This is a genomic window from Bordetella genomosp. 4 (assembly GCF_002261185.1).
GTDB lineage: Bacteria > Pseudomonadota > Gammaproteobacteria > Burkholderiales > Burkholderiaceae_B > Bordetella_A.
Map to the genome: position 1 here is coordinate 55,839 of NZ_NEVQ01000022.1, position 16,499 is coordinate 72,337.

At 60.3% G+C, this 16,499-nt stretch carries 13 protein-coding genes; 5 read left to right on the forward strand and 8 right to left on the reverse strand.

The window, feature by feature from the left end:
- Positions 1-8: 8 nt before the first annotated feature.
- The 4 genes from CAL20_RS21570 to CAL20_RS21585 form a co-directional block, all read right to left on the reverse strand.
- Positions 9-1,325, reverse strand: coding sequence for an MFS transporter (locus tag CAL20_RS21570; RefSeq protein ID WP_094823161.1), 1,317 nt, complete (start codon positions 1,323-1,325; stop codon positions 9-11).
- Positions 1,326-1,409: 84 nt separating this feature from the next.
- Positions 1,410-4,598: a molybdopterin-dependent oxidoreductase gene (locus tag CAL20_RS21575; RefSeq protein WP_256981689.1), complete on the reverse strand. Its 3,189-nt coding sequence runs from the start codon at positions 4,596-4,598 to the stop codon at positions 1,410-1,412.
- Entirely contained in the window at positions 4,595-5,140 is a 546-nt protein-coding gene (locus CAL20_RS21580) for a (2Fe-2S)-binding protein (protein WP_094823699.1), read from the reverse strand. The genes CAL20_RS21575 and CAL20_RS21580 overlap by 4 nt, the downstream gene beginning before the upstream one ends.
- Before the next feature lie 32 nt (positions 5,141-5,172).
- The gene (locus CAL20_RS21585) at positions 5,173-6,333 is read right to left on the reverse strand and encodes an FAD-dependent monooxygenase (protein WP_094823162.1); all 1,161 of its coding nucleotides are present in this window, start codon (positions 6,331-6,333) and stop codon (positions 5,173-5,175) included.
- A gap of 324 nt (positions 6,334-6,657) precedes the next feature.
- Between CAL20_RS21585 and CAL20_RS21590 the strand changes: the two genes are divergently transcribed.
- From CAL20_RS21590 to CAL20_RS21610, 5 genes are all read left to right on the forward strand, one after another.
- Positions 6,658-7,497 (forward strand): alpha/beta fold hydrolase, encoded by an 840-nt coding sequence (locus CAL20_RS21590; protein ID WP_094823700.1) that lies wholly within the window; start codon positions 6,658-6,660, stop codon positions 7,495-7,497.
- Between the two features lie 67 nt (positions 7,498-7,564).
- Complete coding sequence (locus CAL20_RS21595; RefSeq protein WP_094823163.1) at positions 7,565-8,650, forward strand: 2,5-dihydroxypyridine 5,6-dioxygenase; 1,086 nt, start codon at positions 7,565-7,567, stop codon at positions 8,648-8,650.
- Positions 8,647-9,315, forward strand: a complete 669-nt coding sequence (locus CAL20_RS21600; RefSeq protein WP_094823164.1) for an isochorismatase family protein — start codon at positions 8,647-8,649, stop codon at positions 9,313-9,315. The genes CAL20_RS21595 and CAL20_RS21600 overlap by 4 nt, the downstream gene beginning before the upstream one ends.
- 9 nt (positions 9,316-9,324) lie before the next feature.
- Positions 9,325-11,637: a xanthine dehydrogenase family protein molybdopterin-binding subunit gene (locus CAL20_RS21605; protein ID WP_094823165.1), complete on the forward strand. Its 2,313-nt coding sequence runs from the start codon at positions 9,325-9,327 to the stop codon at positions 11,635-11,637.
- Positions 11,618-12,139 (forward strand): MarR family winged helix-turn-helix transcriptional regulator, encoded by a 522-nt coding sequence (locus tag CAL20_RS21610; protein WP_094823166.1) that lies wholly within the window; start codon positions 11,618-11,620, stop codon positions 12,137-12,139. Before CAL20_RS21605 ends, CAL20_RS21610 begins: the two co-directional genes overlap by 20 nt.
- Here CAL20_RS21610 and CAL20_RS21615 read toward each other — a convergent pair.
- From CAL20_RS21615 to CAL20_RS21630, 4 genes are read right to left on the reverse strand one after another with little or no spacing between them, the layout of a single operon-like run.
- Positions 12,104-13,096, reverse strand: a complete 993-nt coding sequence (locus tag CAL20_RS21615; RefSeq protein ID WP_094823701.1) for an SMP-30/gluconolactonase/LRE family protein — start codon at positions 13,094-13,096, stop codon at positions 12,104-12,106. The two genes, CAL20_RS21610 and CAL20_RS21615, sit on opposite strands and share 36 nt — an antisense overlap.
- 7 nt (positions 13,097-13,103) lie before the next feature.
- Positions 13,104-13,835 (reverse strand): ABC transporter ATP-binding protein, encoded by a 732-nt coding sequence (locus tag CAL20_RS21620; RefSeq protein WP_094838986.1) that lies wholly within the window; start codon positions 13,833-13,835, stop codon positions 13,104-13,106.
- Positions 13,816-15,633: a branched-chain amino acid ABC transporter ATP-binding protein/permease gene (locus CAL20_RS21625; protein WP_217903943.1), complete on the reverse strand. Its 1,818-nt coding sequence runs from the start codon at positions 15,631-15,633 to the stop codon at positions 13,816-13,818. The genes CAL20_RS21620 and CAL20_RS21625 overlap by 20 nt, the downstream gene beginning before the upstream one ends.
- Positions 15,633-16,490 (reverse strand): branched-chain amino acid ABC transporter permease, encoded by an 858-nt coding sequence (locus CAL20_RS21630; protein WP_094838987.1) that lies wholly within the window; start codon positions 16,488-16,490, stop codon positions 15,633-15,635. Before CAL20_RS21630 ends, CAL20_RS21625 begins: the two co-directional genes overlap by 1 nt.
- Positions 16,491-16,499: the final 9 nt, after the last annotated feature.

The window sequence follows — 16,499 nt, forward strand, 5'->3', positions numbered from 1 at the left end:
GTACTGGGTTAATCCAAGGCCCTGTCCTTGGACTCGACGTCGACCCACTTGATCGCGACGGCGCCTGCCACCAGCAATCCCGACAAAACAAACAACGACAAGGTGAATTGCGTCGCCATGATCGGTGCAATCAAGGCCGGGGCGAACAACCCGCCGAGCCGGGCCACGGCACCTGCCGCCCCCATACCACTGGCGCGTAAGCTCGTCGGATAGACCTCAGGCGTAAAGGCATACAGCGCGCCCCAGGTACCCAGCAATGCAAAGCTCATCAACAATGTTGAGGTCACCATCAACGCGACCGAGCTCCCCAGGCTGTACAGCAGGCACCCTGCCGCACTGAACAGCAGAAAGCCGATCAGCGTGGGTTTGCGCCCATAACGCTCAACCGCATAGGCCGACAAGGCATATCCAGGTACTTGCGCCAACGCCAGGACGATCAAGAACGCCTGTCCGCGCATAAAGCCCATGCCTTCGGCAGACAGCTTGATGGGCAGATACACAAAGACGCCGTAGTAGGCGACGGAAACCAGCAGCCATGCCAACAACAGCGACACGCTGCGCCGCGCCAGACCGGTGCCGAACAACGCGAACACCGATTTGCGCTCCATCGTTTGCGGCTCGAGCTCGGCGATTTGAACGCTGTTGCCGTTGGTCTTGGCAACGCGTTCCAGCACTTGCCGGGCCTCTTCCGATTTACCCGTCTTGTTTAAATACAGAGGCGACTCGGGAACATACCAACGCAGGATCACCCCGACGATCGCAGGTATCCCCGTGACAAAGAAAATAATGCGCCATGCTTCATCGCCATACGCACTGGCCACCCACGCCAGAATGGCGAGAAAAACAGTCCCCAAAGCCCAAAACGACTCGAGCCACACCAGCCAGCGGCCACGGCGCTGAGCGGGCAGAAACTCCGCCATCATCGTGTAATCGACGGGCAAGGTGCCGCCTACACCGATACCGGTCAGAAACCGCAAAATCAACAGCCATTGGAAATCCGGCGCAAACGCCGATGCCACCCCAGCGCAGGCATCGATGATCACAGCCAGCATCAACACAGGACGCCGGCCAATACGATCGGCCAAACGGCCGAACGCGAAGGCGCCGATCAACATGCCTACAAAAAACAAGGTCCCCGTCTGCAGCGCCTGCGGAATCGTCAGGCCAAAGGTCTTTGCTATCGACGGCGCGCTGAAACCGATCGACAGTACCTGCATCGCGTCCGCCATCCAGACCAGCCCGAATATCACAAACAGCCGATACTGGAATTTTCCTACGCCTGCTGTGTTCAACCCTTGTTCAATCGTTATTTTTGATGCTGCCATGGCTACTCCTACGAGGTTTGCCGTTGCTTTTATGCGCTGTCGCGCAATTAAAAATCAGTCCTGCGTATTCAAAACATCCTCGAATCAACGGGATTGATTTCGTATCTGGCCGATCACTGCCAAGCTGTCGGCCCATTCAGGCTCTTGCGGCGCAAATCGCACCCGCAAGTAATTCAACAGATCCTGCACTTGCTCATCATTCAAACTGTCTTTGAATCCTGGCATATAGCCGAGATCATCGTTGGCCGGCGTCTGAATACCATGCAGAATGACTTGCACCAGATTATCGGGCGTCGCGGCGTGCAGGTTCGTATTCACCGCCAACAAGGGCTTGACGCCAAACAATGTGGGCCCTGCCGCGGCCTCGTGACACACTGCACAGGCATTTTGATAAATCCGTTCGCCTCGCGCATGTCCCTCGAACAGGCGCTGCACAGACGGCTGCACAACAGGCGTTTGTGCAATGACGGGCGCCGGCGCAGTAGGCGCAGGTATCCCTGCGGCAGGCAGTTCGGACTCAGGCGCGGCAGTGCCGGGCAGGTTGAGCAGATACGTGGCAATAGCGCGCACATCGCTCTCGGGCAATTCGCTCAGACCCCTGATGACAGGCGCCATGGGTCCTGCCGCCACGCCATGGCTCGCTGAATATCCTGTCCGCAGATATTGAAATAACGCGTCGGGGGTCCAGGGCACTTTGCCGCTCGCCAAGCGATTCAGCGGCGGCGCTTCCCACCCCTCGGCCTCGCCCCCGGCCAAATAATTACCAACCCCTGTTTTTTCAGCCCCCAGCGTATTGCGCGGCGAATGGCAGGCGGCGCAGTGACCTGCACCCTGCACGAGATAGGCCCCACGATTCCACGCGAGAGATTGTGCGGGATCGGGCTCGTAGACGCCCGTATCGTGGAACAGCAGATTCCAGCCCGCCATCATCGGCCGCCAGTTATAGGGAAAAGGCAATTCGGTCTTGGGCGGCTCGTTGCGAACGGGCGGCTGCACCATCAAATACGCATACAGGGCCTGCATATCCGCATCTGTCATTTTGGCAAACGCGGTATAGGGAAAGGCCGGATAGAGCTGACGGCCGTCTCGATGCACGCCTTCGCGCATGGCACGTTCAAACGCGCGATACGACCACTGGCCTATTCCGGTCTCATTGTCCGGCGTAATGTTGGTGGTGTAGATCGTGCCAAAGGGCGTGTCCAGACCCAGGCCGCCCGCATTCGCCTGACCACCCGGCACCGTATGGCACACCACGCAATCTCCCGCTGCCGCGACCAAGCGGCCTCGTTCAATCGCTGCCGCCGAGTAGAGCGAAACATCGGGGCCTGCAGTAGGTGCGAGAGCTGGTTTGAGCGGCCAAGCCATGGTGACCACTCCTGCCAATGCGCCCGCTCCGGCGGCCAACCATAGACCACTTCGCCGCAGCCAGCTGCGCGTGGGCGACGACGAGGGAACTGGCCCAGCCAAGGCATCGCGCAGTTGCTCCACATTGACTGGCACCTGCCGCAGTCGCACACCGGTGGCATCAAAAATCGCATTTCCGATCGCCGCAGCAGCAGGCAGGGTCATCACCCCATCCAGCGCCAGTTGTCCGTGATCGATAGGCTGTGCAGGCGTCAACCCCTGATGTGCATTCAACGGCGCCACGTCATGAGACACCGGCTCATCACCCGGCACGGCAGCGTTACCCGAACTGCTTGCCCCCCAGTCATCAAACCGCGGCGGCGCTGCGAGCAGCCTGCGGGCAGCATCCAGCAACCGGGGATCCTGTTCACGAATGGTAGCGCCCTGCGCCGGCTGCAGAGATTGACTGTCACGTCCGACCATCAGACGCGTGACATCCACGTTCCCCGTCTCCGGCGCTACCTCAACCTCAACCAGCCAGGCACTCCATGTTTCCACGGCTGTGCCATCAAGCTGCTGATCCCGGACGTGAGCGGTCGCATAGCCGCGCCCGCGTAAAGGAGACCGACCAGCAATTTCGTGTTCGGCCAAAGCTTGTGGTGCCGAAGTCTGCCGTGCCGAGTTCTGCTGCGCTGAAGCTTGGGGTGCCGAAGCTTGCCGTGTGGGACCCAATGCCGCGAATCCCGTCTCCTCGCCCCCTGGCGCTGCCATGTTCGCAGCCAGCGCCGAACCGTTCACTTGTTCGAGCATGCGCCGCGTCAACGCCTGACCTGGCCCGTTTGGCAACAACGACAAACGATACGCCATCGGATCCATGCCCAATCGCGCAGCCTCTTCGTCCAGCAGACTCTCGTGCGCAAACACCTGCATCGCCTCGAACTCCCCGGGCGATGCATGGATCAACGGTGCCCCAACATCCACGGTTGTCCGTACGATCTCTCCCGCGTCTTGCAGCCGAGGCATCGCCACGGACGCTGCCTGGGCGGGCTGGCTGAGCAATCGCGCCAAACTGGGCCGAGCGCCCCAGGGATGGCTCGACGCCCATTTCGGCACGACGCTCCCATCGCCGGCAAGCGAACCGGGCCCCTCATCAGACTCGGAATCTCCTGTGCCGCCCGCCGCAGCAGATGCTGGCGTGTGTGCAGCGGACGTCGCGGCAGCCGCAGGCACAACGGACGATGCATGGCTTAACACCATCTCGCCCGGCGTTGACGCGCGCTGCACCGGAACATGCACCGGCCGGCCCACAACACGCGACAGCAGCGCGGCATCTGCCGCCGCATCCAGCACATCGAGGATATGAATTTCACCCTCACCACGCTGCACCGTATCGATAAGTGTGATCCGGTCAACAGGTATGGCCAGCAAATGGCTCAGCTCTTCTTGCACGTATCGATGATAGGCTGACGCACAAGGCAGCCAGGCGGTAGCGTGGCTATCTGTACACCACACAGTCGCGCCCTGGCCATCCGTTGCAGGATGTTCAGCGACGCTCCATACATAAGACAAGCCTTCTGACGTAGAGGCTGCCGTAGTTGACGATATCTGCGACGGCGACTCCGTCCCCCGCATCGAGGAACCAGGAAATTGCCACTTTACGTCCAGCCCATCCAGAGCCTGGCGCGCCAGCATCGCCGATACTGCCACGACACCGACAAACTCCGCGAGTTGCACGACCCTGACCACACCCGGCAAGACTTGGGCGCTCGAAGTATCGAGGTCCGCCACGGTCGCGCCGCGATAACGCCTGCCATCCCACAACACTCGCGGTGGACGCAGCAGCGCGCCATGCAGCAAGCCGCCAGCAACGCTGGATGGCTCTGCGCGCCGGGCAGAAACAACAAGCTCGGGCAACTCGGCGCCGCTCACGGGGCCTCGCCCTCAGAGTCCGGCGGTGTAACGGCCGCGCCACGCAGAACAGCGGCGCGGCCAGCCGCCTGCAAGATTTCAATATGTGTGCCACAGCGGCATAAATTGTGGCGCAACTCTTCACGCAGCATCGAATCGGTCGGATCGGGGCAACGCCGCAGCAATGCCTCAACGGTCATGATCATGCCATTCAAGCAGTAGCCGCACTGCGCCGCCTGACATTCGATGAACGCCTGCTGGGTCGGCCCCGGGCATTGCTGATCACCCAAGCCTTCCAGCGTCGTGACCTCTCGCCGGCCCACGCCGCGAAGAGGAATCACGCAAGACCGGGCAGCCACGCCATCTATCAACACGGTGCACGCGCCGCACTCACCCAGGCCACAACCGTACTTCGGTCCATTCAATTCGAGATCGTTGCGCAAGACCAGCAACAGCGGCGTCGCGGGATCAGCCTGCACCGCTTGCTCTCGTCCGTTGACGAGCAAGCGAAAAACAGGAGAACCTGCAGAGAACGGCGCGTCGGAAACGCTGCTGTATGCCATGGTCATCGCTCAGAGCTCAAATCGAAAGCGCCTCACTTCATCGCCGCTTTGGGTTGCGGATCGACGAGCGGCACATTGAATACGTCATAACCAAAGCACCACGAAGGATCCTCGTTGGTGCGCAGCCACGTATTGTCGTGCGAAATACGCTGAACCTTGCTCGCACGTTCAGCGCGATTCGCTTCATACAAAGCGAAAGCCAGTTGGTAATCGTGCACACCCACTTCCTTGAAGCAACGCGCCAACATCGCCGCATCCTCGATAGCCATGGCCGCGCCTTGCGCCATGTGCGGCTTCATTGGATGACACGCATCTCCCAACAACACCAAACGGCCTCGGCTCCAGAGCGGCAGCGGGTCGCGTTCCAGCAGCGACCACTTGGTGACTTCGACTGTCGCGTCTATCAACGCCTGCACGGTCGGGTGCCATCCCTCGAACGCCTCGCGCATCTCCTGTTTGCTGCTTGGCAGCCAACGATCATTGAGATCCCAGTGTTCGACCGGCACACCCGTCACGTAATAAAGCTCGTCCTGCTTGCCCGTAACGAAGTAGGTCATCATATGCCGATCATCGCTCCACCATTTCACGCAGGGATCAAAGGGCAACATACCGGGCGTGGCCACCGGCGTCGGAAATACCGCACGATGTGCCAGATAGCCTGCATATTTTGGGGGCTCAGGTCCCAGCAGTTCCTCGCGAATCCGCGAGTTCACGCCATCAGCGCCGATCACCAGATCGGCTTCCTCGATGGAACCATCGGCGAAATGCAGGCGCACGACATCGCCCGTATCTTCAACCTTGACCAGGTGCTTGCCAAAGCTCAGCATGTTATCGGGCAAGGCATCAATCAGCAATGCGTGAAAGTCCCCTCGATGCACCGTCAAATAACTCGCTCCGTATTCCTTGACGGCGTAGTCACCCAAAGGAATCTGCGCGAGCACATCCCCCGTCTGCCAATGGCGGCTATACCAGTACTCAGGATGGGAGCCTTGCTCGTTGAGCGCATCCTCGATACCGATGCGGCGCAAGATTTTCATCACATTCGGCCCGACGTGGATACCTGCCCCTTGCCGCGAAAAGGCGGGCGACTGCTCGTAGACGTGAACGTTGAATCCTTCGTTGGCAAGCAGCGAAGCGGCGGCAGCCCCTCCCAGACCTGCGCCAATCACAGCGATTCGAGGTTGTGCGGACATATGAAAAGCTCTCCTGGGAATCAAAAGCTCGCGCCGACGACCCCGATGTCGGGAGGCCGGTCTGAATAATAAAAATTAAAGCGTACACACTTCTTTTTTTAAAATTTACCGGCAAGAAATTTTGCTGACAAGAAAACAATGACGAATATATCTAGGTATTTTCCCTAGATTTTTTTAATTCCCAACATATCGTCGAGAACATTGCGACATCAGTTTTATTTCTATATATTGAGCGTCTACACTGTATTTTCGTCGAGCAACGCCTTGCGCGGGATTCAGAATCGGGCCCGAGCCGTGCCGACTTTCCACTCTCTGGAGACCAAAGTGCCAGCGTCCTCCCCATCATCGACCTATCGCTACGGCGCGCATGTCAATGCGAATGGAATCCGTCAGCACTATCTGCGTTATGGCGCAGACACTGTCCCCGTACAACGCCCGGCTGTCGTGCTCATTCCCGGCATTACCAGCCCTGCGGTGACCTGGGGTTTTGTCGCCGAACGGCTTGGCCGGCATTTCGACACCTATGTGCTCGACGTGCGCGGCCGCGGCTTGTCTGCATCGGGCCCTGGTCTGGACTATGGTCTGGATGCCCAGGCCACCGATGTGCTGGCCTTTGCCCAGGCGCTGGATCTGCAACGCTACGCCCTGGTGGGCCACTCGATGGGCGGACGTATCGCAATACGCGCCGCGCGCGCTCAACCCACCGGACTCACACAGCTGGTTGCTGTCGACCCTCCTGTGTCCGGACCGGGCCGGCGTCCCTACCCTGCCAAACTGCCGTGGTATGTGGACTCCATACGTCAAGCCACGCTGGGCATGGATGCGGACGCGATGCGCGCCTTTTGCCCCACGTGGACCGAGCCGCAATTACGCTTGCGTGCGCAATGGCTGCATACCTGCTACGAGCCCGCCATCGTGCAGAGTTTCGAAGATTTCGGCCGCGATGATATTCATGCGGATCTGCCCCATATCCACATACCATTGTTGCTGATGACTGCCGAACGCGGCGACGTCGTCAACGACGATGATGTCGCTGAGTGGCAGACGCTCGCCCCCCAGACACAGCATGTACGCGTTCCCGGCGCCGGACACATGATTCCCTGGGACAACGAAACCGGGTTCTATGCCGCCTTTGGCGACTTCCTGGGACAAACACTGGATTGATCGCGATAGGGGCTGCTCCCCACCTCAACCCCATGTCCGCCCACCTCGTATCACACCGGAGTCCACCATGTCCGTGAGCGATATCGATTTGATTCAAGCCTGGAAACAGGTTCTCACTCTATCCAAACTCGAGCCCAGCCAGACAGTCACTGTCCTGACCGGCGCCGACACGCACCCGCAAACCCTGCGCTGCGCCATTGCCGCGGCCAGCGATATGGGCGCCAAGGTCAATCGTCTGGACTTGCCGCCCGTCAACGCGGAAAAATCGTTGTCGCGCGACTCGCTCGCCTATCTGGGCACCACGCCGCTCACGGGCAACCCTGCTGCGATTGCCGCGCTCAAGGCCAGCGATCTCGTGCTGGATCTCATGACGCTGCTGTTTTCGCCCGAGCAACACGAGATCCTGAGCGGCGGCACAAAAATCCTGCTGGCTGTCGAGCCGCCCGAAATCCTGTGCCGTCTAGTACCCACCGCAGAGGACCGCACGCGCGTCGTCAACGCCTCTGAACGCATCCAGGCGGCAAAGGAGATGCATATCACCTCACAAGCTGGCACCGACCTGCGGTGCCAGCTGGGAGAATTCCCCGTCATTTGCGAGTATGGTTTCGTCGACCAGCCGGGGCGCTGGGATCATTGGCCAAGCGGTTTCGTACTGACATGGCCCAACGAAGGCCAAAGCCGGGGCGTTGTCGTGCTGGACCGTGGCGACATTCTGCTGCCGCTCAAAGAATATGTGCACGACCCGATCAAACTCACTATCGAAAACGGCTACGTGCATGCCATCGAAGGCGGACTGCAGGCAGAGATCCTGCGCGAATACATGGCTTCCTACGAAGACCCCGAGGCCTATGCCGTATCGCATGTGGGCTGGGGCCTTCAACCTCGCGCACACTGGTCGATGCTGGCCCACTACGACAAGGAATCGCACATCGGTATGGACGCGCGCGCGTTCGAGGGCAATTTCCTGTGGTCCATGGGGCCCAACAACGAAGCCGGCGGCCAGCGTACGACTGCCTGCCACATCGACATCCCCATGCGCCGCTGCACGGTCAAACTCGATGGCAAACCGACCGTCATCGACGGCATTGTCCAAGACCAGGAAGGGCTGGCACGCGCCGAACGGCGCAACCAATTAAAAGGCATCGTCCGATGAGCACACAATCCGCACAAACCATTCCCACGGGCGGCGTACAAGGCGATGTCTCGGCCTACGCACGGCAGGGCTTCGGCACCCCCTTGCCGCTCAAAGCTCCTTTCGGCCTGCTGATCGTGGACTTCGTCAATGGATTCGCCGACCCCGAGGTGTTTGGCGGCGGCAACATCCCGCAAGCTATCAGCCAGACTACCCATTTGCTTGCTCACGCACGCGCTCAAGGATGGCCGATCGCGCACAGCCGCATTGTCTTTGCTGATGACGACGCCGATCAGAATATCTTTTGCCTGAAGGTTCCGGGCATGCTGACCCTCAAAGAGGATAGCCCGGCCAGCGCCATCGTGCCTGCACTCGCGCCAGCCCCGGGTGAATACGTCGTACGCAAAAGCACACCTTCAGCGTTCTATGGCACCATGCTGGCGCCGTGGCTCGCGCAACGCGGTGTACAGACCTTGCTCGTCGCAGGATGCGTCACCAGCGGCTGCGTGCGCGCGAGCGTCGTCGATGCCATGCAAGCCGGCTTTCGCCCGCTGGTGGTGTCTGATTGCGTCGGTGACCGCGCATTGGGTCCGCATGATGCAAACCTGTTCGACATGGCACAGAAATATGCGGCAGTCATGCCGCTGGACCAAGCCCTCATCGACATCGAGGCGCTGTCACGCTAAGCTGATCCCATGAGCCTGCCCCAGCCCAAGCTGCTGCACGACGGATTGCTCGATCAGTACGGCACGCTGCTGATTGTGCGCAATCCGGTCGCGCCTCCAAAACCGGCGTCAGGCCAACCCGGCGCGCCATCGGATTACGTGCCCGCCACGCCCGAGATATTCGTCGCCGTCGTGGATGCTCCTGGGACGGCGGCGGGCTGGCGCGCCCTGGCCTTTAACGGACATGTCGATCTGGGCACAGGCATACGCACCGCGCTGGCACAGATCGTCGCCGACGAGCTCGACATTCCATTCGAGCAGCTCGACATGGTGCTGGGCCATACCGAGGCCTGTCCCAATCAGGGCCCTACCATTGCCAGCGCCACCATCCAGATCTCCGCCGTTCCGTTGCGGCGTGCCGCAGCCCAGGCTCGCGAGCATCTGCTGAGGCTGGCGGCTGAGCACTGGCACGTATCCGTTCAGGCGTTGCAGGCGCGCCAGGGCCTCATCGTATTCAAGGACCAAACGGATACTCGCCAGGCCCACTACGGCGAGTTGATTCGCGGCAGGCGTGAACGGCTCACGCTATCCGAAGACGTCGTGCTCAAGCCTGCATCCGAGTATCAACTGACGGGGCAAGGCCGCGCGCGTGTCGATATTCCCGCCAAGGCCACCGGTGCGCTCACCTTCGTCCATGACGTACGCATACCAGGCATGCGGCACGGCCGGGTCGTCCGCCCGCCCTATCCGGGACGTGACGGCGGCGACTTTGTCGGAACCAGCCTCATATCGGTCGATACCGCATCCGTGGCGCACCTGCCCGGCAACGTGCAGGTGGTCGTAAAAGGGGATTTCGTCGGCGTGGTGGCTGACCGCGAAGAACAAGCCATCGCCGCCATGCGCGCCCTAAAGGTCCAATGGCGCGACATCCCGCAGGCTCCTGACCTGAGCGATCTGGACGCGGCATTACGCGCCGACCCGTCCGAGGTGCGCCCCTTGCACCATCAGGGGCATACAAACCTCGAATTGGCCCAGGCGGCACAGGCTAGCCCGAATCGCGTGGTCCAGCGCAGCTACGTCTGGCCCTATCAGATGCATGGATCGATCGGCCCGTCCTGCGCGGTCGCAGATTACACCGCAGACCGTCTCACGATCTGGTCCGGCACTCAAAACCCGCACATGCTGCGCACCGATCTCGACCGTCTGTTGAAACTGGGCGAGGGCAACATTGAAATCGTGCGCCTTGAAGCCGCAGGCTGTTATGGCAGAAACTGCGCCGACGACGTCTGTGGCGATGCCGCCCTGCTGGCGATGGCAACTGGCACACCGGTACGCGTGCAACTCACGCGTGAACAAGAACACCAGTGGGAACCCAAAGGCACCGCCCAGCTCGTCGACGTGCAAGCTGCGATCGATCCCGAGGGTAATTTGCTCGCCTATGATTTCGGAGTACGGTATCCCTCCAACGATGCCCCGCTGCTGGCGCTCTTGTTAACAGGCAGTATTTCCAATCAACCCCGCACCCTGCAGATGGGCGACCGCACAGCGATGCCGCCCTATCGATATCCCCATTTGCAGATCGTCTGCCACGACATGCCGCCGCTGGTGCGTGCCTCGTGGCTGCGCGGCGTATCCGCCCTGCCGAACGCGTACGCGCACGAATGCATGATTGATGAACTCGCGCATCGGGCGGGGGCAGACCCGCTCGAATATCGCCTGCGCCATCTGGACGATGTACGTGCTCGCGACCTGTTGATGGCCACGGCCAAACGTGCTCGCTGGCAGCCCTTCATGGCCGGCAGCCGAGGGATCCCCGCAGACGATGGTTTATTGCATGGCAGAGGCATGGCCTACGCGCGCTATATCCACAGCAAGTTTCCAGGGTTTGGGGCCGCATGGGCCGCATGGGTTGTGGATCTCAGCGTCGACCCGCTGAGCGGGCACGTACGCGTGGATCGCATCACGGTTGGCCACGACGCCGGCATGATGATCAATCCCGACGGCGTCCGGCATCAGGTCCACGGCAACGTTATCCAGGCGCTGAGCCGCGCGCTGCTGGAGCAAGTCTCGTTTGGCCCGCAGGGAGTTACCAGCCGGGAATGGGGCGCCTATCCTATTATTAAATTCGGAGAAATCCCGCAGATCGACGTGCTGCTCATGGCGCGCCCGGACGAGCCGCCGATGGGCGTAGGCGAATCGGCGTCGCTTCCTGGCGCGCCGGCAGTCGCCAACGCATTATTCGACGCCACAGGGCTACGTCTATGCGCGCCACCGTATACTCCAGAAAAACTGCGCCACGCCATGCATAACACTAGAAGTGCCCATGCCGACCTCTACGCCTGAATCACTGCCATCGCCGGACCAGTCGGACAAAGACAATTCGGCCCCCTACCTGTTTTCGTCGCAGGTCGGACACCTGTTGCGCCGCGCCTACCAACGCCACACCGCACTTTTTCAAAAATTCATTCCGGACTCAAAACTGACCGTCGCTCAGTTCGTCGTCATGTGCGCACTCAATGACGACGGCCCGGCGTCCATCGCCAATCTGGTCAAAGCCACCGTCATCGACCAGGCGACCATACGCGGCGTCGTCGACCGGCTCAAGAACCGCGAGCTCATTACCTTGCAGGCCGATCCCTCCGATCGGCGAAAAGTCATGGTCTCGCTGACCGAGGCAGGCACACAACTCGTCAACGAGATGCAGCCCTTTGCCCACGCCATCACCGAAGAAACGTTCGGACCGTTGAATGAAGCAGAACGCGTGGCGTTACTGTATCTGCTGCGCAAAATCACCGAATCCGAAGGCAGCTCAAAATATCCCGACGTCAATCACATCTGCACTTGATACGCCGCGCGTATTCACATACAGGCTATACAGTCCCTTTCCGGCGGCCATGAACAGCCGGTTTCCTTTCGCACCGCCAAAGCAGAGATTCGCGCAGCGCTCCGGCAAATGAATGTGTCCGATCGGCGTGGCATCGGGTGCGAATATGCGCACGCCATCCAGTTCCTCGGCTCCCATTCCCCATCCGCACCACAGATTCCCGTCCTCATCGCAACGCAATCCGTCTGCGGTGCCGGGTCCGCAATCAATCAGGTCTCGCCCGTCTGACAACGCTGCGCCCGACACGCGATAGACGCGAACCGTGCGGTTTGGTCTCGCACGCGACGCCACGATGTACAGCAAGGTTTCATCAGGGCTGAAACACAAACCATTGGGTCCTGCCACGTCGTCGGCCACGACGCTGATTTTGCCGGAAGGATCAATCCGGTAGACACGCTCTGGCAGTTCTGGTTCGGCTTTATCGCCCTCGTAGTCGCTGCTCAACCCGAACGGCGGGTCAGTAAACCAGATCGACCCATCCGATTTCACGACGACATCGTTCGGCGAATTCAACCGCTTTCCTTCAAAGTGGTCCGCCAGCACCGTGGTACGCCCGTCGTATTCGGTACGCGTCACACGGCGATTGCCATGTTCACAAGTGATCAGCCGGCCGTGACGGTCGCGCGTGTTACCGTTGGCATAACCGGATGGTTCACGAAACACCGTGACATGGCCCGAGGCATCGTCATAACGCAGCATGCGATTATTCGGGATATCGCTATACAACAAGTAGCGGCCATCGCCGAACCATACCGGACCTTCGGCCCATCGAGAACCGGATGCCAACATCTCCACCGCGGCATGAAACAGCCGGTACTTATCAAAACGCGGATCCAGGGACTGCACTCGCGGGTCAGGATAACGAGGGCTGACGCGCCAGGATGGATCGGGGGCCAGAATGGGTTTAGTCGAATTCATCGGTGCTTCACGCGTGTTGACCAAAATATGCATCTTCCAGCCGGGCTTGCAAATCCGTCTCGCTGGTATCCGCTTGCAGAACAATTTGCCCATGCGCCATGGCATAAACGCGGTCGGCCAGGACCAGGGATTTTTCGACCAATTGCTCGACCAGCAACACGGATGTCCCAGTATCGCGCAGACGCGCCGCGACCTCAAACACACGGTCAACCAGGACCGGGGACAAACCCGCAGAAGGCTCGTCCAGAATCAGCAAGCGTGGCCGCTTCACCAGTCCCTGGGCCACCACCAGCATCTGCTGCTGTCCGCCGCTCAATGCGCCTGCGCGGTCATGGCGTTTCGCCTCGATCTCCGGAAAGAACGCCAGGGCATCCCGGATGCGTTCCTGGCGTTCAGTCCGGGAAATGTCATATCCCGCCAGCGCCAGATTGTCCTGCACGGACAACTGCGTAAAGACGTGGTGCCCTTCGATCACGTGCACCAGGCCCGCCTGCGCCGCATCACGCGGCGTCGCGCCACGCAAGCTTTTCCCTGCAAACACGACGTCGCCGGACATCCATGGCAATAGGCCAGACAACGCCCTCATCAACGTGCTCTTTCCTGCTCCATTGGGCCCCAGCAGCGCCACGATTTCGCCGGGCTTCACGATCATATCGACGTCGTGCAGGATTTGAATCTTGCCGTAGCCGGCATTCAGACCCTGCACCTGCAGCAGGCTATTAGGCTCCGAGGTATGCACTGACCACCTCCTTATGCGTGCGGATTTCCTGCGGGGTGCCGCTGGCCAGCACCGACCCGAGATTCAGTACGGTGACGTGATCACAGATATCAAAGATCAAGTCTGCGTGGTGTTCCACCAGCAACACTGCCGTTCCGCAGCGGCTGATCTCTTTGATGATGTCACCCAGACGCTTGATCTCGTCTCCGGTCAAGCCTGCGGCAGGCTCGTCCAGCATCAGATACCTGGGCTGCAGCATCAACGCACGCGCCAGTTCCAGGAACCTCAATTCGCTATGCTGCAAGCGATCGGCGCGCACGTGAGCCAAATGCGACAGCCCCACCGCTCTCAATGCCGATTCCGCCATCTCTCGCAATCCGCGCTCGTCCTCTCGATGCCTGCCCACCCGCAACAAGGCCTCCAGGAACGTACCGCGAGCGCGCGTATATCCGCCCGCCATGACGTTCTTCAGGACTGAGGTATCACCCACGATGCGCGGCGTCTGGAACGTCCGTGCGAATCCGCGCCTGGCTCTGCCCAAGGGCTGTCCCGAGGGGACTTCCGTGCCACCCTCCGTCACCAGACCCTCTTGGGGCCGGTAATACCCCGAGATCACATTTAACGTCGTGGTTTTCCCACTGCCATTCGGGCCGATCAAGCCATGCACCTGCCCACCGTTGATTTGCAGGTCCAAACCGTTGATCGCCTTGACCCCGCCAAACGATAAATGCAGATTTTTTAATACGATGCGCCCATCACGAGGCACATCCGCCAAAATCTGGCGCACAGCCCCCAGCTCTGGTTGTATGCGCCGGTTTGCGGGCAGGGGGCTGCGTCCTCCAAAATCGAGCAAAGATGCAATTCCACCGGGGATTGCCAGCACAATCACCAACAGCAACAGCGCGTATAAGAAATTGGACCAAGCTGCCAACGGTGCGGCGATCTCCGGCAAAACGGTCAAGATCAGGGTGCCCAACAGCGGGCCCAAGATAGAACTGCGTCCACCGATCAGGATAGAGATAAAAAACAATACCGACAGTTCGAACGTAAACGCCTCGGGCGTAATGTACGTCTGAAGTGAACTGAACAGCCCTCCCGCGATACCGGCCAGCACGCCTGCAAGCACAAAGACGGCGGCCAATAACTTGGCCTTGGAAATGCCGTACGCCTCTGCAGCGACTTCCGCGTCGCGGATGGCGATCAATCCCCGTCCAAACCGGCTGTGTGCGACGTTTGCCGTCAATATGGTCGCCACCGCGGCGATGCCCAGGCACAGGTAATACAAGCCTTGATCGGAATCGAACGGCGCCGGCATAGCAGGCCCCGGCACACCGATTCCACCGCCCGTCACCGATTCCCAGGCCAGAGCAATCTGCGTCACGATCGTGGCGAACCCCAAGGTGGTCATCGCAAAATAAAACGTGCGCAGCCGCAGCGCCGGCAAGCCGACAATCAAGCCAAACAGCCCCCCCGCCGCGCCCGCCGCCGCCAGCGCCGTAAACGGCTCCCACGGCTCGGACACGTTGCCAGCCACCAATGCGCTGGCCGTGTATGCCCCTATGGTCAACAACGCCACGTAGCCGATCGCCAATTGGCCCGCATAGCCGACAATCAGATTCAGCCCCGATACCAATATCCAGTAAATCGCCGCGCGCGTTGCAATCACCGTCCAGTATGTATTCCCTAATGCAGGCAATGCGATCGCCAGCACCAGCAATACGATGAACGGCAACATGCGCGCCCAGCCCTGGCCCTGAGTCATCGGATGACGCTCCATCGCTTGAGGGGTTGCTCGATAAGTCTTTGCGTGTGCGCTCATCACACTCTCCGCGCAGAGTTAGAGCCGAAAATGCCTTGCGGCACGGCCATCAACACCACGATAAACAAGACGAACACGGCAATCGACGCAAAAATTCCGCCCACGGTAAAGTTCGCCGCCTGTTGAAACAGCCCAAGCGCCAGACCCCCCAGCACTGCGCCGCGATTATTGCCGAGCCCGCCCAGCGCCACAGGAACGAAGCCGTAGAAATTCAACAACGGGCCGTTGGCGAAAAAAGCCAACATCAGCTGTCCCGCGGCAAACCCGGCGATGCCTCCGATCACGCCTGCCAGGGCATAGCTGATGACCCGCAGGCGCCGCTCCGGCAACCCGATAGAACGTGCAGCAAAGTTGTTCTCCGCCACGGCGAGAAAAGCCAGGCCGATCAACGTACGCCGATATAAATACTCCAAGGCCAGCACCACAATCACGCATGCCGCGACGGGCAGCCAGAACCTCTCATCCAACGGTCCCGACCCCCAGGCCAACAAGCGCGGAAAAGGCTGGGGCTCGGTGCCCCATTCAATCGCCGTCACCTGTTGGATCATCAGCGCCAATGCCAACGTAGACAGTACGTACAAATGTTGGTCCAGGCTTTTCAGCACAGGCCGCACGGCGACAAACTCGGTGATCACACCGACCAACGCGCATAGCCCCAAGGTCAATACGAATGCGACCGGGCCAGACATGCCCATGCGCAACATGAACAAAGACCCGAACACACCGCCCAGCATTCCAAGCTGCCCTGCCGTAAAGCTCATGACACGGGACGTGGAATACATCGTGTTGTAGGTGATGCCGATCAGGGCATACACCGCCCCGACCGCGAGGCCGGAGCTGATAATGGAAGCCAGCATGACTGCGTC